This is a genomic window from Halioglobus sp. D3-4 (assembly GCF_055809315.1).
Window position 1 is genome coordinate 1,042,143 of sequence record NZ_CM147907.1, and the last position, 21,677, is coordinate 1,063,819.

Here is a 21,677-nt window from a genome sequence, read left to right on the forward strand (position 1 = left end):
CTCAGTTCAACTCCTGTGGGTCGATGAGTGCGCCGGCCCTAACACGGTGCGTGCCGTTCGCGACGACCCTGGTATCAGTTGCCAGGGTGCCGCGCACATAGGCGCGATCCCCGTTGACTTCCAGCACCTCGACCACCTCACTGACAGAGCGCATTTTCTCCCCCTCGGGTTCAAGTCTGAGCACTGTCCACATGCCTCGATTGCCCTCCAGTAGCGCAGCGATCGGCAGCCAGCCACCGGCTTCAGCGACTGTCTCCAGTAACTCGAGAGTCACTGCCTCGCCATCGAGAACCTGAATTTCCGGCGGTATTGCAAACACGGCTGTTGCCGTGCGCGTTACCGGGTCAACATCGGGGCGCACCGAAAGCAGCTTCGCCTGAAAGGTCTTGTCGCGCAATCGAACCGTATAGGTCCGGCCGCTCGTGAGTTCGGCCAGACGCTCAGCACTGACGCCGATATGTGCTTCCTGCACAGCTGTCTCAAGGAGTTTAAGCACCGGGACGCCCGGGTTGACGATGGCGCCCTCCTGTACGTAGCGGTCGGCCACTATGCCGTCATATGGCGCGATCAGTCGTGATTTTTCCAGTTCGATATCAAGCGTGGCCAACCGGGCGGAGTCTGCGTCCACACGCGATTGCAGAGCCTGCGCACGCAATCTGGTCTCATCATAGGCGTCCTTGGAAACCGCCCCTGTCTTTATCAGGTCGGCCTGGCGTCGTGCTCTCAACTGGGCCAACTCGAGTTCTACCTGCACCTGCTGCAGATCGGCCGCTGTCGCCCTGCGCCTTGCTTGCAGTGCCGTATCGTCGAGTTGCACAAGCGTATCCCCGCGTTGCACGGGTGTACCCGGGCGCGGCGGTGGTGTATTGATCTTGCCGGCAATTTCAAAGCCAAGATCTGTTTTTCTCCCAGCCACCACGAGCCCCAGATAGGACACCGTCCGTTCATACTCTGGTTGCACTGTGAACACCGTTGTCGATACGGGAACCGGTGGCCGTGTCTGATCATCAGCAGACAGCGCAAAGCGAAAGTGCAGAAGGCCGGTGAGTATGGCAACAATAGACACGGCTACACATAATCCGATCATGTTTGCCTTGCGAGACTTTGCCGGAGCTGGAGAGGTGTTGCTCATTTGATCGCTACAATGTAAGAGTGGTTAACATCAATGTTATAGGGTGTTACATTTAAGTCAAGCAGTATTCTTCGCCATTACTTGCAGCCACACGTCTATTGATGGAGAATACGCGGCCTCTGCGAAGTGATGTCGAAGCGCAACGCAGACGCTATGGTGATCCAGGCGGTCCCCTCGCAATGATAGGTAGTGAACCCCGCCAGGCCCGGAAGGGAGCAACGGTAGTTACCGACTCGTGTGCCGGGGTGCGGCTGTCTGGGTCGCCTCCAATTTCAAGTTCTGGCCGCCCGCTATTTCTGTGACTCTCGTGCTGGTGTATTCTGTTTTTCGTATCGGGCAAGTTAAGGCAATTCAGGGATGTCATATCAGGTTCTAGCGCGTAAGTGGCGACCCAGCTCCTTCCGGGAGATGGTTGGTCAGGAGCATGTGCTCCAGGCTCTGGTCAATGCACTGGATCGCGATCGGCTGCACCATGCCTATCTTTTTACTGGCACCCGGGGCGTTGGAAAAACCACTATTGCGCGTATCCTGGCGAAGTGTCTCAATTGTGAAGGCGGTGTCAGTTCCGAACCCTGTGGTACCTGCTCTTCCTGTCTGGAAATTGCTGAAGGCCGCAGTGTCGACTTGCTGGAAGTCGATGCCGCATCCCGTACCAAGGTGGAAGACACGCGCGAGCTATTGGACAACGTGCAGTACTCGCCGACCCGCTCGCGTTACAAGATCTATCTGATCGACGAAGTCCATATGTTGTCCTCGCACAGTTTTAACGCGCTGCTGAAAACACTTGAGGAGCCGCCACCACACGTCAAGTTTTTGCTGGCGACCACTGATCCACAGAAGCTGCCGGCCACCGTGCTGTCCCGCTGTCTGCAGTTCAATCTCAAGAATATGCCACCGGAACAGATCGTTGGGCACCTTGCCATGGTATTGGAAAAGGAAATGGTCAGTTTTGAGGAACCCGCGTTATGGCAGTTGGGCAGGGCCGCGTCCGGCAGTATGCGAGATGCGCTCAGCCTGACCGATCAGGCCATTGCGTTCGGTTCTGGGAAAGTCACTGACGCTGAAGTGCGCAGTATGCTCGGTACTGTCGATCTCGGTCATGTCTTCGAACTACTGGAAGCAGTGAGTGAGAGCGATCCAGCCAAAGTACTGGCTATCGTGCAAAAGATGTCAGAGTTCGCACCGGACTTTGAAGGCAGTCTGGATGAGTTGCTCTCGCTGATTCACCGCGTGGCCACCGCTCAGGTGGTGCCGGATGCGATCGACAATAGCTGGGGAGATGCCGAGCGGGTCGCGAAGATTGCCCGATCCCTTTGCGCAGAAGACGCGCAGTTGTTCTATCAGGTCGCTCTCAACGGCAAGCGCGATATCGCACTGTCGCCGGACCCACGCCGCGGCTTTGAAATGATTTTGTTGCGCATGCTCGCCTTTCGCCCGGCCGCCGTTATCGATGAAAGTGTGCGCCCTGAAGATTTACAGAGTGTGGAGTTGGCTCCCGTCGCTGGCGGGGAGGACAGCGCTCCCGTAAAAAAGTCCCCTGAGGCACCCCTTGCCCGTGTCGCTGAGCGCGTTGAGGTAGTCAGCACTCCCGCGCCCGCTGCAAAGACAGAGACGGTGCCCGTCGCCCATCAAGGAATAGACACGGCGTCGGCGAGCGCTGCACAGCGCGCCACATCGCCGATTGAAACTGCCTCGGAGGAGCGTGCAGGAGAGGAAGTAGCAGAGGACGCGGCAACTGATCTGTCGCTCGAGGATCTCGCACGGGAGAACTGGTGGCAGCTCCTCGACTTGCTCGGGCTGCGCGGCTTGATGTTCAACATCGCTTCTCATTGCGAGCTGCGAGCGCGCGAAGGGACTGATCTGGCATTTGTGCTGGACAGCGGTCATGCGGCACTATTCAACGATACGCACAGTGACAAGTTACGGCTTGCGCTGCAAAATTATTTCGGCTTCGAGCTGACGGTCACTGTAGAGCTGGGTGAGCCCCGCGGGGAAACGCCGGCGATGCGAATAAATCGATTGGCCGAAGAAAGGCAGGCGCAGGCGGTTGTCGCGATTGAAACAGATCCGCAGCTGCAGGCACTGATCGCCCGTTTTGATGGAGAACTGGATCATTCATCCATTCGACCCACGGATGTATGAGTAGGAGTGAGGACACGTTATGAAAGGTAGTATTTCAGACCTGATGCAACAGGCGCAGAGCATGCAGGCCGAATTTCAGAAAGCGCAGGAAGAGGCGGCCAAGGCCGAGGTAGTCGGTGAGTCAGGTGCTGGTCTGGTGTCTGTGGTGATGACCGGGCGGCATGATGTCAGGCGGGTGTCGATTGATGACGCGGTTTTTTCTGAGGAGAAGAGCGTGCTGGAAGATTTATTGGCTGCAGCGGTGAATGACGCTGTACGCAAGGTCGAGGCACATAACCGCGAAGCTATGGCAGGCATGGCATCGGGATTGAATCTTCCCGCCGGCTTCAAAATGCCGTTTTGATGCTAGTGCTTCTACGAGATATTGACTGCGCATATGAAGTTTAGCCCCTCTCTTGAGAACCTGATTGATGCGCTGCGCTGCCTGCCGAGTGTCGGCCCGAAATCCGCCCAGCGCATGACGCTGCACCTGCTAGAGCGCGATCGGGATGCGGCATTGCAGCTGGCCGCGGCGCTGCGCGATGCAGTTGAAAAAGTAGGTCATTGTAGTGTGTGTCGCAACTTCACCGAGTTGGAGGTGTGCGAAATCTGTGGCGATGCCCGGCGCGATAAAACCGTTGTCTGTGTGGTAGAGACGCCTGCCGACGTCCTCGCTATCGAGCAGAGTGCGGGCTTTCGTGGCCTGTATTTTGTGCTGATGGGACATTTATCACCGATAGACGGCATCGGCCCTGCGGAGATAGGGCTTGAGGCCTTCCAGCAAAGAGTGATAGATGAGGGTATTGAAGAGGTGATCCTGGCAACGAATCCGACCGTAGAGGGTGAGGCTACGGCCTATTATCTGACAGAGATGCTGTCTCCTGTCGGCGTACGGGTATCGCGCATAGCACACGGCATTCCGCTTGGCGGTGAACTGGAGTATGTCGACGGTTCCACGCTCGCACACGCCCTGTCCGGGCGGCGGCCGGTGGACTGAACGATGCAGTGGCAACTTATAGAATCCGATGACGCGATGCAGCGCATGTTGTCTCAGGCATCTGCCGCTGAAGTGGTAATTGTCGATACCGAATTTATGCGTCGCAATACTTTCTATCCGGAAGTCGCGCTGGTACAGCTGTGTTTCGAATCCGACGATGCCCTGTGTGAAATGGCCTGGCTCATAGATCCGCTGCAGATCAGTGACCCGGCACCGCTGGCCGCTTTGTTTACCGATCCCGCTGTACTCAAGGTCCTGCACTCTGCCAGTGAAGATCTCGAGGTGTTCCAGCGCTGGCTGGGTGTGCTACCCCAACCGCTGTTTGATACACAGCGAGCAGCGGGATTGCTCAATATCGGCTTCGGCATGGGGTATCGCGCTCTGGTGCAGGAGATATGTGATGTCGATCTGCCCAAGGGGGAGACACGCTCCGACTGGTTGCAGCGCCCCCTTACAGAATCGCAATGTGAGTATGCGGCGCTGGATGTGACGTGGTTGCTGCCGGTATGGCGGGAGCTACATACCCGCTGTGAGCAGGAGGGTAAACTGGAGTGGGTGCTGGCCGAAGGGCGGGATGCGACAGCAATACTAGGAACTGAAGGTTACGATTACCAGAAACGTATTAAATCCGCGTGGAAACTCGACAGGCGCCAGTTGGGTATTCTGGCTGCCGTTTGCCGTTGGCGCGAGGAAACAGCGAGAAGCCGCGATAAGCCGCGTGGTTGGATTATCGATGATCCGTGTTGTTTGCGACTCGCGCAGGAAGACCCCATATCGCTGGCCGAGCTTGAAAACATCACGGAAATACCGCAACAGGCGGTGCGCCGTTACGGTAAAGCTTTGCTGGAGCTGCTGGCGGTACAACGGGAGGTTCCAGATATTGAATTGCCAGCCCGGTTGCCGCCGCCGCTCAATGGGTCTCAGCGCGATCAGATCAAGCGCATGAAATCTCAGGTGCAGACTATCGCCGACAAAATGTCCGTTTCACCGCAGATGCTGGTAACTGCCAAGGATTATGAGATGCTGCTGCGAGAGGCCAGTGGCGAAACGTTTGAGCCGCCCGTGCACTGGCAGGGTTGGCGCGCGGAGGCTGTAATATCGCCATTGCGACTAGTACTAGCGGGGCAGGTGAAATGAAAGTGTTGTGTGAGATTTTCAAGAGTTCACGACAGCAGGAAATGTATCTCTATGTGGAAAAATCACGCGGTGTTGAAGATGTGCCGGGTGATTTGTTGCAGCGCTTCGGTGAGCTGGTCCCGGTGATGGTGCTGCCGCTCTCGCCGGAACGCAAACTGGCCAGGGCCGATGTGATGGAGGTGATTGCCAGTATTGAAAAGCAGGGTTTCTACCTGCAGATGCCGCCGACGATGGCCGAATTACAGGCGCGGGACAGCGGCCGTGGCTGATTGGTGGCATGAAAAGTCACTGGCTGAACTCGATGCCAGGGAATGGGAGGCGCTGTGTGACGGGTGCGCCAAGTGTTGCCTGCACAAACTGGAAGATGAGGATAACGGCGAGGTGTACTACACCAAGGTCCGCTGTCGATACCTGAATGAGCAAACCTGCAGTTGTTCCGACTACACAAGGCGTTCGATGTTAATGCCCAATTGTATTGATCTGCGCACCGCGGATTGGAGTAACATTGATTGGCTGCCGTCTACCTGCGCCTATCGTCTGCGATCTCACGGTCAGCCGCTGCCGCAGTGGCACCCGCTGGTCAGCGGCAGCCGGGAAACTGTTCACCTTGACGGCGTATCGATTCGCGGTCGCGCCATTTCGGATGAGTACGTTCACCCAGACGGATTCGAAGAACATATTGTGCATTGGGTAGAATAGGAGAGATGTTGTGTTAGACGAAACGTCCTACCTCACAGCCATTTATGTGTATGTCGCTGCGGCCACAATTATGTTGCTTTATCTGGCCTGGTGGTTGAGTCGCCACTGGCGAGCGGGCTGGGTGACGCTGGTCGTTCTGCTGGGGGCTGCGCTGTTGCTGACACCGGCCTACCCGAAGGCGGGCGTGAGTACTATGGCACCGGCACTCATTGTGGCTTTGTTCCAGATTATGACTCAGGACATTGAGTCCTCCAGGCACGCGTTGCGCCCGCTGATCTTCATGTCGGGTCTGGCGGTGGTGATTACACTACTACTGAATATGACGGTTTTCCGCTGGCGCCGTAACGGTAGAGCACGCCCTGACAAGCACCCTGCGCAGGGTTGATGGGCTGGGCGAGCGCAGTGGCGCACCCCCTGCAAGAACGCCCCCAGTATTGATATGGCCGCCGCCAATCTGTACCCTGTTCGGCTTTGAGAATACAACTGAGTGAAACCCAATATGAAATTTGAAGGTACCGAGCGATACGTCGCCACCGATGATTTACGCATGGCGGTCAATGCCGCAGTAGCGCTGGAGCGGCCGCTGTTGATCAAAGGTGAGCCTGGTACGGGCAAGACCATGCTGGCCGAGGAAGTGGCGAAGGGGCTGGGTAAACGGCTAATTCAGTGGCATATCAAGTCCACCACCAAGGCGCAACAGGGGCTGTACGAATACGATGCCGTGTCGCGTCTGCGCGACTCCCAACTCGGTGACGAGAAGGTTCACGATATCGGTAACTACATCAAGCGCGGTAAATTGTGGGAGGCGTTTGACGCCGACGAGCAGGTTGTACTGCTGATCGACGAGGTCGACAAGGCAGACATCGAGTTCCCTAACGATTTGCTGGTAGAACTGGATCGAATGGAGTTCTTTGTCTACGAGACAGGACAGACGATCAAGGCGAAGCACCGGCCCATTATTATCATTACCAGCAACAACGAGAAAGAACTGCCCGACGCCTTTCTGCGCCGCTGTTTCTTCCACTTCATCAACTTCCCGGACCGCGATACCATGCGCGAGATCGTCGATGTTCACTACCCCGATATCGCGAACAAGTTGGTGCAGGAGGCAATGGAGGTGTTTTTCGATGTGCGCTCCATTCCAGGCCTCAAGAAGAAGCCGTCGACCTCTGAGTTGATTGACTGGTTGAAGTTGTTGATGGCAGACGATATACCCGATGAGATTCTCACCAACCGTGATCCGAGCAAGGCGATTCCACCTTTGTACGGAGCTCTGCTGAAAAACGAGCAGGATGTCCACCTGCTGGAGCGGTTGGCGTTTATGCATCGTCGCGAGACGCGCTAACGGATCACTGCGAAAACGCATTGGAGTCTACATGCTGATCAACTTTTTTCACGGACTCAAGGATGCCGGTGTCCCCGTAACCACACGGGAGTTGCTCGACCTGATGGAAGGTCTGAAGCAGCATGTCGCATTCGCAGATATGGATGATTTTTACTATTTCAGCCGTACCTGTATGGTCAAGGATGAGAAGTACTTTGATCGTTTCGATCGTGCTTTCGGGCTGCATTTTCAGGAGCTTGAGGCGCTTGACGATATTATCGAGGCACTGATACCCGACGACTGGTTGCGCTCTGAGTTCATGAAGAACCTCAGTGAAGAGGAAAAGGCCCAGATTGAGTCACTCGGCGGACTCGAAAAACTGATCGAGGAATTCAAAAAGCGCCTCGAAGAGCAGAAGGAGCGGCACGAGGGCGGCAACAAGTGGGTGGGGACCGGAGGCACATCACCATTCGGCCAGGAGGGATACCATCCTGAGGGTATCCGCGTAGGCCCGAATGGGCGCAACAAAAAAGCGGTGAAGGTATGGGACAAGCGCGAGTTCAAGAATCTGGACGACAGCGTGCAGTTGGGTACCCGCAATATCAAGGTTGCAATGAGGCGCCTGCGCAAGTTCGCGCGAACCGGGGCGGCAGACGAACTCGATCTCGATGACACGATCAGTTCCACTGCCCGCAATGCCGGTCTGCTGGATATTAAAATGGTGCCCGAACGACACAACGCGGTGAAGGTGTTGCTGTTTCTCGATGTCGGTGGCTCGATGGACCCGCATGTAAAAGTGTGCGAAGAACTATTTTCGGCCGCGCGCTCAGAGTTCAAGCATCTGCAGAGCTTTTACTTCCATAACTTCCTGTATGAAAGTGTCTGGACTAACAACATTCGCCGTCACAACCAGCGTACCCAGTTACTGGATATCCTGCACAAATACAGCCACGATTACAAAGTGGTGTTTGTCGGCGATGCCTCAATGTCACCGTACGAAATTGTACAGCCGGGCGGCTCTGTGGAGCACTGGAATGAAGAGGCTGGAGAAGTCTGGATGCGGCGCCTTCAGGAAGTCTACGACAAGGTGATCTGGTTGAATCCGGTGCCGGAGGAAGACTGGCAGTATACCCAGTCAGTGGCCATTACCAATCAGTTGATGGAAGGGCATATGTACCCGCTGACGCTTGCGGGTATGGAAGAGGGTATGGCCTACCTTTCCAAATAAGTGCCGTAGGCGATCAGGCTTGCGGTCACTGCCACATTGAGCGACTCCACGCCGTTGCGCATCGGAATTGACAGCTGCATATCCGCTATATCGCTGACCTGTGCGCTGACACCCTCTGTTTCGTTCCCCAATACGTATATCGTGAACGCCGCCCCCTGGTGCTGGAACAGTGATTTCGTTGCACTGGCGTGCAGTGTGCACACCTGTGCGCCGTGTTGCTGGCACTGACGCAATGCCGCTGGCAGGCTGGCACAAAGCAGCAGGGGGGCGCGGTACAGTGTTCCGGCACTGGCCTTGATCACCAGGGGCCCCAGCGCCGCTGTGCCCTTGCGCGGCAGGATAATACCGTCCACGTCACCCGCGGCAGCTGAGCGGATAATCATACCGAGATTCTGTGGGTTGGTGATGCCGTCCAGCGCAAGTAACCTTTGTGGCTGTGCTGCGCACTCAGCAAGAAAAGTATCCAGATCGCGGAAGTCGGGACAAATCACATCCACCGCGACGCCCTGGTCCTGCCTGCCATTTTTCGATATCCGGGACAGCTCTTCGCGGCTGTGGGTTTTTACCGGCACACCCCGTTGCCTGGCACGTTGTCTGATGTCCGCGATGATCCCCGCCTCTCTGTTGCTGTGAGCAAGGTGGACAGCATGGCAATCCAGCGTGTCGTTCTGCAGGGTTTCCAGTACCGGCTTGCGGCCATAGACGGTGACGACTTTATCGAAAAAAGACTTCTTTTGGGCGTAATCGGTAGGTTCTGACATAGGTAGACTGAGCGGTCTCAGCTCACCTTATTTTTGCCGCTGGCGAGCGCGGTGACCCGGTCTGCAGACTCTTTCATGCGCGCTGCAATTTCCTCAACCTGTGTGCCGCTGATAGCTTTTTCAAATGACCCTGCCACAAAACACATGACCGGAAGTTCCTTGTAGGCGAATACCGGTACAGTAATGGTACTGACTTCATAACGCGCTTTGGGGTCGACCCGGTCCAGGTGGTAGTGTTCATCGCATAAATCGTGTTGGTACCTCCGCGCAGCCTCATCGAGTTCGAGCAGGCTCCAGGAGTTGTGTATTCGTGATAATTCGGCCCACAGGTTCGCTTCCGTCTGGGTTTTCAGACTGACCTCGAAGCCTCTTGCGCGAATCGCAATGAGTGAAACGCGCAGTTTCTGGTCCAGCTTTTCATTGTATCCCCCGCGTGATTCGTGTGCTCTGGTAAGCCATTCTTCCAGGTATTTGGCATCGGAAAACGCGGTGAAACAGGCTGCCACAGGTGCAGTATTCGGGAGCCGTAAACCCAGCTGAAAAGAATCGATCAACGGTGTTGCTCGACCGTACAGTGCAAGCAGCACCTGATGCAGTTTGGAGCGCCCGGTAACGGCGAAGCCGATGCCGAGGTCGTTCTGCAATGCTTCAAGTTCCGGTCGGGCATATTCCAGCACCGGGAATTGTGCAAACGCGGCGTTGCCGGCGGCTATAATGGAGGGGCCCAGGCGGTATGCTTTTGTTTTGGGGTGCTGAACGAGGAATCCGTAGTTTGCCATAGTGGTAAGAATTGCATGGCAAGTGGCCTTATTCAGGTTTAATCTGCGCGTCATCTCGGTCAGGCCGAATGCCTGATGTGGATTCGCCATTAGTAAATCCAGAATAGCCAGCGCTCGCGCGGTCGGTTGGGAAAAAAGTGCCACTTTTATGCTCCGGGTTCTCGTTCAGGGTGCTCTGGCCCGAGGGTGATATTGCGGTATATATTGTTGTACTTGGAGTGGCATGTTACCGCCAGCTGGTGCAGTAGTTCAAGTGTTACTGGCAACGCATGTGAGACTGCGCTGGCGCGATTGCCAGCTGCGGGGAAAAGTGCTGGAGGGAAGTATAAACGTGAAATTATTCAGGCTCTACGGAACGAGCGCATGCCATCTGTGTGAACAGGCACACGCTATGCTGATGGCACAGCTGAACACTCGGACAGACGCCGACTTTGAGCCCGTGGATATCGTTGACTCGGATGGGCTGTTCGAGCGGTACGGCCTGTTAATACCTGTCTTGCAACACCCCGACGGGCGAGAGTTGAACTGGCCGTTCGACCCAGAGCAATTACAGGCCTTTCTGGCGTCCTGAGTGCCGGGCGGATGTTACTTCCCGACACGAACAGCAAGTACGTCACAGCTGGCACCGTGTAATACGCCATTTGCTGTGGAGCCCATCAAAAGTGCAATACCGTGGCGACCATGGCTGCCGATAACAATCAAATCAGTGCCTAATTCCTTTGCCGCGCCGTGTATTTCCACTTCCGGTTTTCCCAATACGATGGTCTGATGCTCTATGTCGATACCGTGCTTTTCAGCAAAACGTCGCATCTGCTGTGTTGCTTGTTGGTGAATCTCTTCCTGTATACCGGAGAAGTCCATGGGTATATCGCCACCGTAGGCAAAGCTCAGCGGCTCGATAACATGGATAAAGTGCAGTGCTGCCCCATTGGCATCCGCCAGCGCACGCGCCCGCTCTGCCACCGGAGTTGACTCATCGCTGAGGTCAATTGCGACCAGTATGTTTGTGTATTGGGACATGTCTTTGCTCCGTCTCGTAAACTCTGCACCATTTATAGCATAGAATGCGCCCGGGGCAACCAGCCTGAGCGTGGGTTGTTGCGAAGATGCCTTTGGCTTGACCTGAATCAGGTATATAAATGCTGACTTTCCTGCTTATTCTTTTGGTGATCGCGGTTGCCCTGGCGCCACTTGTGCAATTTTTGCCCAGCAAGCGGCAGCGCGAAATCGCTGGGTTGCGGGAATATGCCGCGGTACATAACCTGTTTGTTGAGTTTCGCGACGCCCCCGTGCGTGTTGTGGCGACCGGGCAGGCCAGGAATGTCATTTACTATGGTAAGCGCCTACCTACCAGCCGTACCGACACGGTCGTTTCGGGCGTCTGGACCCGGGATGCCCAGGGTTGGCGAAGTGTCGGCCCGCGCCTTCCTGTACCCGCGCCATTGCTGGATTTGTCGGTCGAAGTAATCGCTGCCAGCGTCGATCAATTCAGCTGCGGTGTGTACTGGCGGGAGACGGAAGGGGAGGATGGTGTGGAGCAAATAAAGCAGGTTTTGGAGCGCTGGTGCGAATTGTTAATACAGTGAAGATTAGTATTTTTTCTTGACCCCAGCGACTTGGCGACATATATATGCCCCTTTTTTGCGCAGCTTGCGCGGGGAAATTGACCATTTTTGCAGGTTAGTAAGGAGTTTATGGGTAAATCACTGGTTATTGTCGAATCGCCGGCCAAGGCCAAGACCATCAACAAGTATCTCGGCCCCGACTTCATCGTAAAATCGAGTATCGGACATATCCGGGATCTTCCAACGTCCGGTAGTGGTGCGAATAAGGCGGACCCCAAAGAGCGTGCTGCGCAAGCCGCGCGCACGCGCAAAATGGCTCCCAAGCAGAAAGCCGAGTACAAGAAAAAGAACGCGCGTAAGCAATTGGTGCGACGCATGGGTATTGATCCAGACAGTGGTTGGTCGGCAAATTACCAGGTGCTGCCCGGCAAGGAAAAAGTGGTCAATGAGCTGACCAAGTTGGCGGCAAAATCCGATGCGATCTATCTCGCGACCGACCTGGACCGCGAGGGAGAGGCTATCGCCTGGCACTTGAAAGAGGCTATCGGTGGCGACCCGTCACGCTATCAGCGGGTTGTATTTAATGAGATTACCAAAAAGGCCATTACCGAGGCGTTCCAGGAGCCCTCAAAACTGGACATGGATCGCGTCAACGCCCAGCAGGCGCGTCGTTTTCTGGATCGGGTGGTCGGCTTCATGGTGTCGCCGTTGTTGTGGGCGAAGGTCGCCAGAGGGCTTTCAGCAGGGCGAGTTCAATCGGTCGCTGTGCGCCTGATTGTCGAGCGCGAACGCGAGATACGCGCGTTTGTCCCCGAGGAATACTGGGAAATCCATGCCGACCTCGCAACCCGAGCCGGGGAGGAAGTGCGCTTTCAGGTACGCAAACAGGACGGTAAGGAGTTTCGACCGGGTGAAGAGGCTGCAGCCATGGCGGCTGTGGCAGCGTTGCAGAAACTGCCCTATCTCGTCAGCAAGCGCGAAGACAAGCCGACCCGCTCCAAGGCGCCGGCGCCATTTATCACCTCCACTTTGCAGCAGGCGGCCAGCACCCGGCTCGGTTTCAGTGTCAAGAAAACCATGATGATGGCGCAGCGCCTGTACGAGGCGGGCTATATCACCTACATGCGTACCGATTCCACCAATTTGAGCGCCGATGCGGTGGAGGCCTGTCGCTCTTACATCACAAAGAACTTCCCGAAACAGTATCTGCTCGATCAACCACGATTGTTCGCATCCAAGGAGGGGGCACAGGAAGCACACGAGGCTATTCGACCTTCGGATGTCAACGTGCTGCAGAACTCATTAAAGGGTATGGAGCGTGATGCAGAGCGCCTCTACGAGCTGATCTGGCGCCAGTTTGTCGCCGGGCAGATGCCCGATGCGGAATACACCTCAACCGTGGTAACCGCCGCTGCGGGTGACTTCGAGCTGAGTGCCCGAGGCCGCATTATCCGCTTTGACGGTTACACCCGTGTACTGGCCCCGGCCGCTCGCAAGAAAGAGGATGCAGTGCTGCCCGATGTGAAAGAGGGCGAGCCACTCAACCTGTTGAAACTCGATCCCGCGCAGCACTTTACCAAGCCCGCATCCCGCTACGGTGAGGCGAGCCTGGTGAGAGAATTGGAAAAGCGCGGTATCGGCCGGCCATCGACCTACGCGGCCATTATTTCGACCATTCAGGAACGCGGCTATGTGCGGCTGGAGAACAAGCGTTTTTATGCAGAGAAGATGGGGGATATTGTCACCCAGCGCCTGCAGAACAGCTTTGCTGAGTTACTGGATTATGGTTTTACCGCGTCCATGGAGGAGCACCTCGATGAGGTAGCGCAGGGCAAGTTGGAGTGGCACAAGCTGCTGGATAATTTCTATGCTGAGTTCAGTGAACTTCTGGAAAAAGCGGAGGAACCTGAGCCTGACGGCATGCAGCCGAATCAGCCGACGATGACCGATATCGAATGCGCTACCTGTGGGCGGCCAATGCAGGTTAGAACGGCAAGCACCGGTGTCTTTCTGGGCTGTTCCGGGTACGCCTTGCCCCCCAAGGAGCGCTGCAAGACTACGATCAACCTGACACCGGGTGATGAGGCCATCAGAGAGGATGCCGATGACGAGGCTGAATCTCGCCTGTTGCGCAGCAAACATCGCTGTCCGCTGTGCAACACCGCTATGGACAGCTACCTGATCGATGAAAGCCGCAAGCTTCACGTGTGTGGCAATAACCCCGATTGCCCCGGCTTCGAGGTAGAGGAGGGTAAGTTCAAGATCAAGGGGTATGACGGGCCCACGTTGGAGTGCGATAAATGCGGTGCCGAGATGCAGCTCAAAACGGGGCGTTTTGGCAAGTATTTTGGCTGCACCGCCGAAGGCTGTAAAAACACGCGTAAATTACTGCGCAGCGGTGAGGCTGCACCTCCCAAAATGGATCCGGTGCCCATGCCGGAACTCGAGTGCCAAAAAGTCGAGGATCACTACATATTGCGTGATGGTGCAGCCGGATTGTTTCTGGCCGCCAGTCAGTTCCCGCGCAATCGCGAGACACGCGCGCCGCTGGTGAAGGAGTTATTGCCTCACAAGTCTGAGATCGATCCCAAGTACACGTTTTTGTTCAGTGCACCCACCGAGGATAATGATGGCAATCCGACACAAGTGCGCTTCAGTCGCAAAACCAAAGAGCAGTACGTAATGACAGAGGTGGATGGCAAAGCAACAGGTTGGAAAGCGTTCTATAGTAAGGGTAAATGGCAGGTTGATGCCGCACCGGCCAAGCGTACTGTGAAGAAAAAGTCGGGTAAATAAAGGTGTGTTTATTCCTGTTGCCGGACTAAAAGGTACGCACCACAACGCCGGCGGGCGGAAATCTTTTCTACATTGAAAGTAGCTGAGTACTCTTACCGTCCCGGCGCTCGAAATAACCGTCGCGTCAGCACGGATTGAAATAGAGGGTCTACCCAGCGATAGAGGCGGCCGGAAATACTAATTGGTTTACCTTTCTCAACAGCCTTGAGACCGTCGGTCACTACTGTAGAGGCTGGATACCACATCCATTCAGGCAAACGGTTTTTCATCTCCAGCATACCGGCTGCCTCGTGAAAATCGGTATGGGTAAAGCCTGGGCACAGGGCGCAGGCGTTAACTCCAGTACCCTTCAGTGTGGCATGCAGCGCTTCCGATAGCGCAATGACATACGCCTTGCTCGGTGCGTAGTTGCAGCCGTCTGCGCGCGGAACGCGACCGGCAACTGACGCGACATTGATCACTCGACCGAAGCCACGCTCGCGCATATCCGGGATAAATAGATGGCACAGGTGTGCGACAGAGGTCATCATCAGTTGATGGAAGTCTGCCTGTTCGGCCCAGTTGCGCTCCTCCAGTAGGTTCGGGCCCGCGCTGCCGGCATTGTTTACCAGATAATCGATGTGCAGGCCCATCACCCGGGTCGTTTCATACAATGCCGCCGGGGCCGCAGGATCGGCCAGATCGGCCGTGGCGATAGAACATGTAACGCCGTTATCAGCCTCGATAGCGGCCGCCAGTTGCTCCAGTTTTTCGCGTCTACGCGCCACCAGTAAGAGGTTGCATCCCTGCTCCGCGAGTTGCCTCGCAAATTCCGCGCCCAGTCCTGCTGATGCACCGGTAATCAATGCAGTGTGTCCCTTGCTCATACATTCTTCCTCTCGATGTAACAACGCATCAGCACGGGCGCACCTTATCTTGCCTCTGGCTGGTTATTAATGTGACCAATGATGTTAAGTACAACCGCTTCGGGCATAGCAGCGTGCCAATTGGCCAGGAGGACAACGGCCAGGTCCTTCTCGCGATTTAAACCAATGAGAGACTTGAACCCACCGGTCGCGCCACCCTTGAAGACAATCTGCTCGCCGTTAGGTCCCGTTTCTTTGACTCGCCAGGTCAACGCCTGAAAGTCAGGCTCTCCGGGCTCGATCCTGTATATCGGTTTATGGGTAAGTGTCATCGCAGCTATCAGGCTGCGAGGTGCATCGCCATGACCTAATTGCGCTGTAAGATAGTTCACCAGATCGTAGGTCGTCGAGCGCAGCGCGCCCGCTGCTGCCCAGGCGTACAGTGGCCAGACCGGCGCTGGCTCTCCGCCCCTCCAATAGCCTTGGGCCAGTCGGGCCCGTTGTCCCGGCGAAGGTTCCACAACCGTATCGGTCATTCCCAATGGACCAGTGATCTGTTCGCGGATTTGTTGCTCCCACCCCTCGATACTGCCAGCGAGAATGAGGCCGAGTAAACCCACCCCGGTATTGGAGTAGCGATATGGCGCAGGGAGTGATTCCTTGGGCGACCAGGCGGAGAGAAACTGATAGAAGTCTGCTAGCGTGTAGTGATCAATGCCTCGCAGGCGGATTTCGCGAGGTAGTCCCGGTGGGTCATCGGGCAAACCTGATGTGAAATCGGCGAGCTGTAAGGGAGTGATTTTTTGCGCCGCTGGCTGCAGGGTCAAGCCCTCAGGCAGATGATCGGCAATGCTTGATTCCAGCCCGATGCGGCCAGAGTTTGTTGCTTCACCCAGCAGGGCCGCGGTGAATGTTTTGGTCACTGAGCCGATCTCAAATAGGGTGTGTTCGTCTACGGGTTCACGTCTACCATTGCGCACCCCAAAATTGTAAAAAGAAACGTTTCCACGGTGATAGACACCAACGGCGACACCCGCGTATGCGGGTGCTTTGCCAGGCCTAAGCATCGGAGTAACAAACTGATTAACTGCCTCTGTGACGTTGAGCGCAAAAGCGGAGGTATTCCAGCATATAGCGACCAGCAGCGCGGATAGCGCGACCACACATTTCATTTAGACTCCCCGCCCAGTGGGTGTAATTCTCACAGATACACGGGCCCAAGCTTCAATTGAGCTATATAGGCTTTGCTACCACACAATTCGCTACCGTGGTCGCTACACAGATGCTAGTGCGGTCAATTTACCAGATCAAGTGAATTTGGCTCATTAATACGAGGTAGGGAGCGAGCGGTGGAGACGTTCAAATCGGTCAGCCAGTCGTAGGACGTATATCCCAGTTCGCGGATTGCGAATGGTCGCATCGCGCTGCAACTGGTAGACTGCTCACTGTGTTAAATGAATAGAGGCTAATTGAGTGAGTACATCCTTGCTGGAAATTGTTGATCGCGGCGATGGCGAAATCGTCCTGCAGCGTGCGGATAGTGATTCAGACCCCCTGCTTACTGTCAGTTTCTCTGACGAAGCGCGCATCTACATAATGGACAATAGCCTTGAGGTCGCCAAGGCGATGATACAGGCTGGTATTCAGGCAGCAGCAGCAATTTCTGAACGCGGTGAGGGCGACGGCGAGACTGACGAAGCACAAGAGACCCCACGCGTACTCCACTAGGCGGTTATACTCCTCTGCGCAGTACCCCTACGCTAAGGCCTTCAATCGCGAAGGCCTTCTCACGTAAATCGACAACAATGGGCTGGTAGTCGGGATTTTCCGGCAGTAAATGCAGCAGGTGTTTCTTGTTCGTATGCTGCAGGCGTTTGACGGTGACTTCGTCTTCGATGCGTGCGATCACGATATCGCCATTTTTGGCCACCGGCGTGCTGTGTACTGCCAGCAGGTCGTCATCGAAAATACCCACGTCGATCATGCTGTCGCCCTGAACCCGGAGGAAAAAATCGGCATGCGGCTTGAAGAAGTTCGCCGGGAGATCGCAGTATTCCTCGATGTGCGCTTCGGCCAGGATAGGGTTGCCCGCTGCGACGCGACCGATGATGGGTATGCCTGCACTCTCTGGTAGTCGTATGCCACGCGAGGCTCCGGCTATCATTTCTATCGCGCCCTTGCGCGCTAGCGCCTTGAGGTGTTCCTCTGCGGCATTGGCCGATTTGAAGCCAAGTTTTTGTGCAATATCGGCACGGGTAGGAGGATAGCCCGTCTCGTCGATGTGCTGGCGGACAATGTCGAGTACTTGCTGTTGCCGCTGCGTGAGCTTTTCCATCACGTGCATCCTCTGTGATTTTGTACAGTTACTGTGATTATATACAGCAAAGATGCGATTGCAATGACTGTGTGAGCAAACTCAGCGGCCAGGTTGGCATCTGGCGCGCCAATGCGCAAGGTTATCCGCCAGAGGGTCGCTCTTGGGCCTGAGTGTCTGGGTAACTTGCTAGGGGAAGGGGTTAGTGCTTTACCGGGCCGGTTTTCTGTTTGTAGATAATATAGGCGAGCAGTACTAAAGCGAGTTCAGCTCCGGCCAGCAGGAAAATACTCTGGCTATTGAATGCGGCTGCCAACGCCTGGCCACTGGCTGCGAAAAAATTAAGTACCAGGCCCATATTTAAAGCGGTGATTACCGCCATGATGACGACTACGACGACATTCAGTTGCTTCACACCAGCCATTTTCTGCCTCCGGATGTTTTCACCAAGCAGCTTTTTGTTGGACCCGTCGACCAACCCTACCACCAGAGCCTGAATACAGGCAAGTGATTCAGATCACCGGTCAATCGACTGTGTTCTCCTTTTCGGCCTGTTGCCGCAGAACCTGCCCGCGTTTTGCCTGCTCAATGACATAGGCGCGGATTGCCTCAGATTGCTCAGTGCTAAGGTTGTCAGCGAATGACGCCATGCCCCGGTCTTTTAACTGACCGCCGCGTACCACGGCCTCCCAGCCCTGGGCGTCCCACAGGAAGGCGGATCCGCGCAGATCCGGAACAAGTAGCCCGGAGACGGCGTTGAGGCCGTGGCAGCCCATGCAGACATCCTGATAGGTGGTGTGCCCGAGTTTGACAGTTTCTGCACTGGCCGTGGACTCGGGGGGATTGAACATCACGACCGGTTTCCACGACACCGGCGGCAGTTCCGCTTTTCCTCCCAGTTTGAACGTCAACACGCGGCTCACATTCGGTAGGCTTTCGGCCTGTACGTACTCGCCAAAGACCAGCGCGAAAGCGCCGCCCCAGCCGACATTGACGGAGATGTACTGCTCGCCGTCAACTTCATAGGTCATCGGCGGCGCTACCACCCCAGTCTGCGTGGGGAAGCTCCAGAGCACTTCACCGGTATCGGCGCGGTAGGCGACAAACTTGCCATCGGCTGTACCCTGAAGCACCAGGTTGCCGGCAGTAGCCAGTGTGCCACCGTTCCATGGCCCCCGGTATTCGACGCGCCAGGCCTCCTTCTGCGCAACCGGATCCCAGGCCAGCAAGCGGCCTTTTACCAGGGCGCCAATAGCATCGCGCTCGGCCTGGTCATCCGGTAGGCCAGCGATAACGCCATCCGTGCCGGTGTTGCCCACGCCGGGGTTGTACTCGAAGTTCTCCGGCTGGCCGTAGACGGCCGGAATATCCAGTACCGGAATATACACGAGTCCGGTATCGGGGCTGAAAGACATCGGGTGCCAGTTATGACCACCCAGGTAGGAGGGGAAGATGGTGAATGGGGTATCCTCGTAGCGCGCGCCCGGGACTTCCACAGGCCGTCCCGTTTCCATATCGACATGGGTTGCCCAGGTGATATCGATATAATTTTCCGCTGATATTAACTCGCCGGTCTGGCGATCCAGTACATAGAAAAACCCGTTTTTGGGCGCCTGCATCAGCACCTTTCTCTTCTCGCCATCCAGTTCTATGTCCGCCAGAATGATGCTCTGGGTAGCGGTGTAGTCCCAACTCTCGCCGGGCGTTGTCTGGTAGTGCCAGACATATTCACCGGTATCGGGTCGCACTGCGACGATGGACGATAGAAACAGGTTGTCACCGCCTCCGGGTGAACGAATTTCCCGGTTCCACGGTGTGCCGTTGCCAACGCCAAAATAGAGCAAATCCAGTTTCGGGTCGTAGGCCATGGAATCCCATACGGTGCCTCCGCCGCCACCGAGTTCCCACCACTGGCCATTCCAGGTCTCGGCCGCCATTTTCATGGCGTCATTCTCAAAGCCCAGAGCTGGGTCGCCAGGCACTGTATAGAATCGCCAGGCCAGTGACCCATCCTTGACATTATAGGCACTGAGGAAACCGCGAACTCCGAATTCCGCGCCGCCGTTGCCAATCAGCACCTTGCCTTTGACCACACGCGGTGCCCCTGTGATGGTGTAGGGCAGGGTGGGGTCTAAGGTGGCGATCTGCCAATTTACCTTGCCGCTAGCAGCGTCCAGAGCGAACAACCTGCCATCCAGTGCACCGAAAAATACCTGGCCTTTCCAGACAGCCACTCCGCGGTTCACTGGTCCGCAGCAGGTGTGTTTGATCTTGTCCTTGGCCACCTCGGGGTCAAACGTCCACAGCAGTTTGCCGGTGCGTGCATCGAGTGCGTGGACGATACTCCAGGAGGACGTTGTATACATGACACCGTCCACCACAATGGAGGTCGCCTCGATGCCGCGCTGTGTTTCGAGGTCGTACGACCAGGTCAAACCCAATTCAGCGATGTTCTCTGTGTTGATCTGTGCAAGTGGACTGAAGCGCTGCTCGCTATAGGTCCGCCCATAGGACATCCAGTTACCCGGTTCCTTGTCAGCCTGTAGCAGACGCCTGGTGTCGACCGAGGCAGGCTCAACAACCGGCGGCTCAGGTTCCGGGGCCGCTAGCGGTGCGGGTGGTGGCGCGGTGTCGGTGGGGGTCGATGCGACTGCTGCTTCGTCTGGCGCCGGGTCCTCCTGGTCGTTGCGATCGCACGCTGCCAGAAGCGCTGTGCAGAGCGTTAAAACGGAAAGAGTAAGCAGGTGCCTGGCCATCATAGGAATCGACCCTCAAAGCTGTGATTGTTGATACTTATACTAGTGCCCGCAGCTTATACCGTTGGACAGCGCTGATCCAGTGCCACAGAGCACTGTGGCAGGAGGTCACGTGTGTATGGTTGCAGATATAGCGGATACTAGAGCGCGATTTCAGCCATTTCGCGCAACAGTGTGACATCGCCATTGATCAGCAGTGATGTCACCGGTGAGTTCTCCCAGTCTTTGAGTTTCTCCCGAATTCGGTCTCGTGGACCGACCAGCGATACCTCATCGGCGAATTGGTCGGGTACTGCCGCAATCGCCTCGTCGCGCTTGCCCTCCATGAACAGCTTCTGTACCGCATCCGCTTCATCTGGAAAGCCCATGCGAGCCATCAATTCCTTGTGGAAGTTGCGCTTGGCCGCGCCCATGCCCCCGATATAAAAACCCAGCATGGCTTTGACCGGGTACAGGGCCTGCGCCATATCGTCGTTGATGTTCACCATCACCGTGGGCGCTATTTGGAAGTCGGGTTTGGCGTCTACCAGCTGATCTGCGTAAACGTCCTGCCGGTAGGGGGAGTAATAAAGAGGTAACCAGCCATCGGCGATCTGTGCCGTCTGTGTGACATTTTTGGGACCTTCAGCGCCTATGTAAATAGGCACGTCGGCACGCAGTGGATGGGTGATCGGTTTCAGGGGCTTGCCCATGCCCCATGCACCCGGACCCGTGTACGGGAGCGGGTAAAATTCACCGTCACTACGCACGGGTTCTTCCCGTGCGAGAACTTTGCGGATGATATCTACATATTCACGCGTGCGGGTTACCGGCTTGCTGTAGGGTTGTCCGTACCAGCCCTCCACGACCTGAGGCCCGGATACGCCGAGGCCGAGAATCATGCGCCCGCCGGAGAGGTGATCAAGTGCCAATGTGGCCATCGCACAAGCGGTGGGAGTACGTGCGGACAACTGTGCGACAGCGGTGCCAAGGCGAATGGTCGATGTGTGGGCGCCGACCCAGGCCAGCGGAGTAAAGCAGTCATTGCCCCAGGATTCCGCCATCCACACAGAATCGAAGCCAAGGCGCTCTGCTTCTTGTGCCATTTCGACGTGTGCGTTGCCCGGCGACAGCGCGCCCCAATAGCCCAGTTGCAGGCCCAGTGTCAGTTTTGCCATGATTAATCTCCTATTCTGGACGCGTAACTGTACGTCATCACCCGAGCCGACAGAAAGTGTTTTTCG

The 21,677-nt window shown here is 56.1% G+C and carries 23 protein-coding genes and 1 other RNA gene; 14 read left to right on the forward strand and 10 right to left on the reverse strand.

Annotated elements, in window-relative coordinates; genetic code table 11:
* Position 1: 1 nt before the first annotated feature.
* Positions 2–1,087, reverse strand: coding sequence for an efflux RND transporter periplasmic adaptor subunit (locus AC0L6S_RS04420; protein WP_473427212.1), 1,086 nt, complete (start codon positions 1,085–1,087; stop codon positions 2–4).
* A 208-nt stretch (positions 1,088–1,295) separates the two neighbouring features.
* Between AC0L6S_RS04420 and ffs the strand changes: the two genes are divergently transcribed.
* The 10 genes from ffs to AC0L6S_RS04470 all read left to right on the forward strand — a co-directional run bounded on the left by ffs (position 1,296) and on the right by AC0L6S_RS04470 (position 8,638).
* Positions 1,296–1,392, forward strand: an RNA gene (gene ffs / locus AC0L6S_RS04425) — signal recognition particle sRNA small type.
* Between the two features lie 97 nt (positions 1,393–1,489).
* The gene (gene dnaX / locus AC0L6S_RS04430; protein WP_473427213.1) at positions 1,490–3,274 is read left to right on the forward strand and encodes a DNA polymerase III subunit gamma/tau; all 1,785 of its coding nucleotides are present in this window, start codon (positions 1,490–1,492) and stop codon (positions 3,272–3,274) included.
* Positions 3,275–3,293: 19 nt separating this feature from the next.
* Positions 3,294–3,617 (forward strand): YbaB/EbfC family nucleoid-associated protein, encoded by a 324-nt coding sequence (locus AC0L6S_RS04435; protein WP_473427214.1) that lies wholly within the window; start codon positions 3,294–3,296, stop codon positions 3,615–3,617.
* A gap of 33 nt (positions 3,618–3,650) precedes the next feature.
* Positions 3,651–4,250, forward strand: a complete 600-nt coding sequence (gene recR, locus AC0L6S_RS04440; RefSeq protein WP_473427215.1) for a recombination mediator RecR — start codon at positions 3,651–3,653, stop codon at positions 4,248–4,250.
* Positions 4,251–4,253: 3 nt separating this feature from the next.
* On the forward strand, positions 4,254–5,387 hold the full coding sequence (gene rnd, locus AC0L6S_RS04445; RefSeq protein ID WP_473427216.1) for a ribonuclease D: 1,134 nt from the start codon (positions 4,254–4,256) through the stop codon (positions 5,385–5,387).
* Positions 5,384–5,656 carry a YcgL domain-containing protein gene (locus AC0L6S_RS04450; protein WP_473427217.1) on the forward strand — a complete coding sequence of 91 codons (273 nt, stop codon included), beginning with the start codon at positions 5,384–5,386 and terminating at the stop codon, positions 5,654–5,656. Before rnd ends, AC0L6S_RS04450 begins: the two co-directional genes overlap by 4 nt.
* On the forward strand, positions 5,649–6,086 hold the full coding sequence (locus AC0L6S_RS04455) for a YcgN family cysteine cluster protein (protein ID WP_473427218.1): 438 nt from the start codon (positions 5,649–5,651) through the stop codon (positions 6,084–6,086). Before AC0L6S_RS04450 ends, AC0L6S_RS04455 begins: the two co-directional genes overlap by 8 nt.
* A 10-nt stretch (positions 6,087–6,096) precedes the next feature.
* Positions 6,097–6,471 carry a hypothetical protein gene (locus tag AC0L6S_RS04460; RefSeq protein WP_473427219.1) on the forward strand — a complete coding sequence of 125 codons (375 nt, stop codon included), beginning with the start codon at positions 6,097–6,099 and terminating at the stop codon, positions 6,469–6,471.
* 114 nt (positions 6,472–6,585) lie between these two features.
* A complete protein-coding gene (locus AC0L6S_RS04465; protein ID WP_473427220.1) occupies positions 6,586–7,431 on the forward strand; it encodes an AAA family ATPase in 846 nt (281 codons plus the stop codon).
* 31 nt (positions 7,432–7,462) lie between these two features.
* Complete coding sequence (locus AC0L6S_RS04470) at positions 7,463–8,638, forward strand: vWA domain-containing protein (protein ID WP_473427221.1); 1,176 nt, start codon at positions 7,463–7,465, stop codon at positions 8,636–8,638.
* Here AC0L6S_RS04470 and AC0L6S_RS04475 read toward each other — a convergent pair.
* Positions 8,623–9,399 (reverse strand): TrmH family RNA methyltransferase, encoded by a 777-nt coding sequence (locus tag AC0L6S_RS04475; RefSeq protein ID WP_473427222.1) that lies wholly within the window; start codon positions 9,397–9,399, stop codon positions 8,623–8,625. The two genes, AC0L6S_RS04470 and AC0L6S_RS04475, sit on opposite strands and share 16 nt — an antisense overlap.
* Positions 9,400–9,416: 17 nt before the next feature.
* Positions 9,417–10,322 (reverse strand): IclR family transcriptional regulator, encoded by a 906-nt coding sequence (locus tag AC0L6S_RS04480; protein ID WP_473427223.1) that lies wholly within the window; start codon positions 10,320–10,322, stop codon positions 9,417–9,419.
* Between the two features lie 187 nt (positions 10,323–10,509).
* Between AC0L6S_RS04480 and AC0L6S_RS04485 the strand changes: the two genes are divergently transcribed.
* Positions 10,510–10,749 carry a glutaredoxin family protein gene (locus tag AC0L6S_RS04485; RefSeq protein WP_473427224.1) on the forward strand — a complete coding sequence of 80 codons (240 nt, stop codon included), beginning with the start codon at positions 10,510–10,512 and terminating at the stop codon, positions 10,747–10,749.
* 14 nt (positions 10,750–10,763) lie between these two features.
* Here AC0L6S_RS04485 and AC0L6S_RS04490 read toward each other — a convergent pair whose 3' ends face one another.
* Entirely contained in the window at positions 10,764–11,198 is a 435-nt protein-coding gene (locus tag AC0L6S_RS04490; protein ID WP_473427225.1) for a universal stress protein, read from the reverse strand.
* A 119-nt stretch (positions 11,199–11,317) separates the two neighbouring features.
* On the opposite strand from AC0L6S_RS04490, the gene AC0L6S_RS04495 reads away from it, so the two are divergent.
* On the forward strand, positions 11,318–11,764 hold the full coding sequence (locus AC0L6S_RS04495; protein WP_473427226.1) for a hypothetical protein: 447 nt from the start codon (positions 11,318–11,320) through the stop codon (positions 11,762–11,764).
* A gap of 108 nt (positions 11,765–11,872) precedes the next feature.
* Positions 11,873–14,539: a type I DNA topoisomerase gene (gene topA, locus AC0L6S_RS04500; RefSeq protein ID WP_473428543.1), complete on the forward strand. Its 2,667-nt coding sequence runs from the start codon at positions 11,873–11,875 to the stop codon at positions 14,537–14,539.
* Positions 14,540–14,631: 92 nt separating this feature from the next.
* Here the strand turns inward: topA and AC0L6S_RS04505 are convergent, their stop codons facing one another.
* The gene (locus tag AC0L6S_RS04505) at positions 14,632–15,405 is read right to left on the reverse strand and encodes an SDR family NAD(P)-dependent oxidoreductase (protein WP_473427227.1); all 774 of its coding nucleotides are present in this window, start codon (positions 15,403–15,405) and stop codon (positions 14,632–14,634) included.
* A 44-nt stretch (positions 15,406–15,449) separates the two neighbouring features.
* Positions 15,450–16,556 carry a serine hydrolase domain-containing protein gene (locus tag AC0L6S_RS04510; RefSeq protein WP_473427228.1) on the reverse strand — a complete coding sequence of 369 codons (1,107 nt, stop codon included), beginning with the start codon at positions 16,554–16,556 and terminating at the stop codon, positions 15,450–15,452.
* A 301-nt stretch (positions 16,557–16,857) separates the two neighbouring features.
* Here AC0L6S_RS04510 and AC0L6S_RS04515 point away from each other — a divergent pair, with 301 nt between their 5' ends.
* Positions 16,858–17,112, forward strand: coding sequence for a hypothetical protein (locus tag AC0L6S_RS04515; protein WP_473427229.1), 255 nt, complete (start codon positions 16,858–16,860; stop codon positions 17,110–17,112).
* A gap of 4 nt (positions 17,113–17,116) precedes the next feature.
* Here AC0L6S_RS04515 and lexA read toward each other — a convergent pair whose 3' ends face one another.
* The 4 genes from lexA to AC0L6S_RS04535 form a co-directional block, all read right to left on the reverse strand.
* Complete coding sequence (lexA, locus tag AC0L6S_RS04520; RefSeq protein ID WP_473427230.1) at positions 17,117–17,719, reverse strand: transcriptional repressor LexA; 603 nt, start codon at positions 17,717–17,719, stop codon at positions 17,117–17,119.
* Between the two features lie 181 nt (positions 17,720–17,900).
* Positions 17,901–18,122, reverse strand: a complete 222-nt coding sequence (locus AC0L6S_RS04525) for a hypothetical protein (protein WP_473427231.1) — start codon at positions 18,120–18,122, stop codon at positions 17,901–17,903.
* A 100-nt stretch (positions 18,123–18,222) separates the two neighbouring features.
* Complete coding sequence (locus tag AC0L6S_RS04530; RefSeq protein ID WP_473427232.1) at positions 18,223–20,457, reverse strand: PQQ-dependent dehydrogenase, methanol/ethanol family; 2,235 nt, start codon at positions 20,455–20,457, stop codon at positions 18,223–18,225.
* 137 nt (positions 20,458–20,594) lie between these two features.
* A complete protein-coding gene (locus tag AC0L6S_RS04535; protein WP_473427233.1) occupies positions 20,595–21,611 on the reverse strand; it encodes an LLM class F420-dependent oxidoreductase in 1,017 nt (338 codons plus the stop codon).
* Between the last annotated feature and the right edge of the window lie 66 nt (positions 21,612–21,677).

What these genes read in the sequence shown, in the direction of transcription:
- AC0L6S_RS04420 (WP_473427212.1), bottom strand. Translation starts at nt 1,087, where the DNA reads ATGATCGGATTATGTGTAGCCGTGTCTATTGTTGCCATACTCACCGGC.
- dnaX (WP_473427213.1), top strand. Translation starts at nt 1,490, where the DNA reads ATGTCATATCAGGTTCTAGCGCGTAAGTGGCGACCCAGCTCCTTCCGG.
- AC0L6S_RS04435 (WP_473427214.1), top strand. Translation starts at nt 3,294, where the DNA reads ATGAAAGGTAGTATTTCAGACCTGATGCAACAGGCGCAGAGCATGCAG.
- recR (WP_473427215.1), top strand. Translation starts at nt 3,651, where the DNA reads ATGAAGTTTAGCCCCTCTCTTGAGAACCTGATTGATGCGCTGCGCTGC.
- rnd (WP_473427216.1), top strand. Translation starts at nt 4,254, where the DNA reads ATGCAGTGGCAACTTATAGAATCCGATGACGCGATGCAGCGCATGTTG.
- AC0L6S_RS04450 (WP_473427217.1), top strand. Translation starts at nt 5,384, where the DNA reads ATGAAAGTGTTGTGTGAGATTTTCAAGAGTTCACGACAGCAGGAAATG.
- AC0L6S_RS04465 (WP_473427220.1), top strand. Translation starts at nt 6,586, where the DNA reads ATGAAATTTGAAGGTACCGAGCGATACGTCGCCACCGATGATTTACGC.
- AC0L6S_RS04470 (WP_473427221.1), top strand. Translation starts at nt 7,463, where the DNA reads ATGCTGATCAACTTTTTTCACGGACTCAAGGATGCCGGTGTCCCCGTA.
- AC0L6S_RS04475 (WP_473427222.1), bottom strand. Translation starts at nt 9,399, where the DNA reads ATGTCAGAACCTACCGATTACGCCCAAAAGAAGTCTTTTTTCGATAAA.
- AC0L6S_RS04490 (WP_473427225.1), bottom strand. Translation starts at nt 11,198, where the DNA reads ATGTCCCAATACACAAACATACTGGTCGCAATTGACCTCAGCGATGAG.
- AC0L6S_RS04495 (WP_473427226.1), top strand. Translation starts at nt 11,318, where the DNA reads ATGCTGACTTTCCTGCTTATTCTTTTGGTGATCGCGGTTGCCCTGGCG.
- topA (WP_473428543.1), top strand. Translation starts at nt 11,873, where the DNA reads ATGGGTAAATCACTGGTTATTGTCGAATCGCCGGCCAAGGCCAAGACC.
- AC0L6S_RS04505 (WP_473427227.1), bottom strand. Translation starts at nt 15,405, where the DNA reads ATGAGCAAGGGACACACTGCATTGATTACCGGTGCATCAGCAGGACTG.
- AC0L6S_RS04510 (WP_473427228.1), bottom strand. Translation starts at nt 16,556, where the DNA reads ATGAAATGTGTGGTCGCGCTATCCGCGCTGCTGGTCGCTATATGCTGG.
- lexA (WP_473427230.1), bottom strand. Translation starts at nt 17,719, where the DNA reads ATGGAAAAGCTCACGCAGCGGCAACAGCAAGTACTCGACATTGTCCGC.
- AC0L6S_RS04525 (WP_473427231.1), bottom strand. Translation starts at nt 18,122, where the DNA reads ATGGCTGGTGTGAAGCAACTGAATGTCGTCGTAGTCGTCATCATGGCG.
- AC0L6S_RS04530 (WP_473427232.1), bottom strand. Translation starts at nt 20,457, where the DNA reads ATGATGGCCAGGCACCTGCTTACTCTTTCCGTTTTAACGCTCTGCACA.
- AC0L6S_RS04535 (WP_473427233.1), bottom strand. Translation starts at nt 21,611, where the DNA reads ATGGCAAAACTGACACTGGGCCTGCAACTGGGCTATTGGGGCGCGCTG.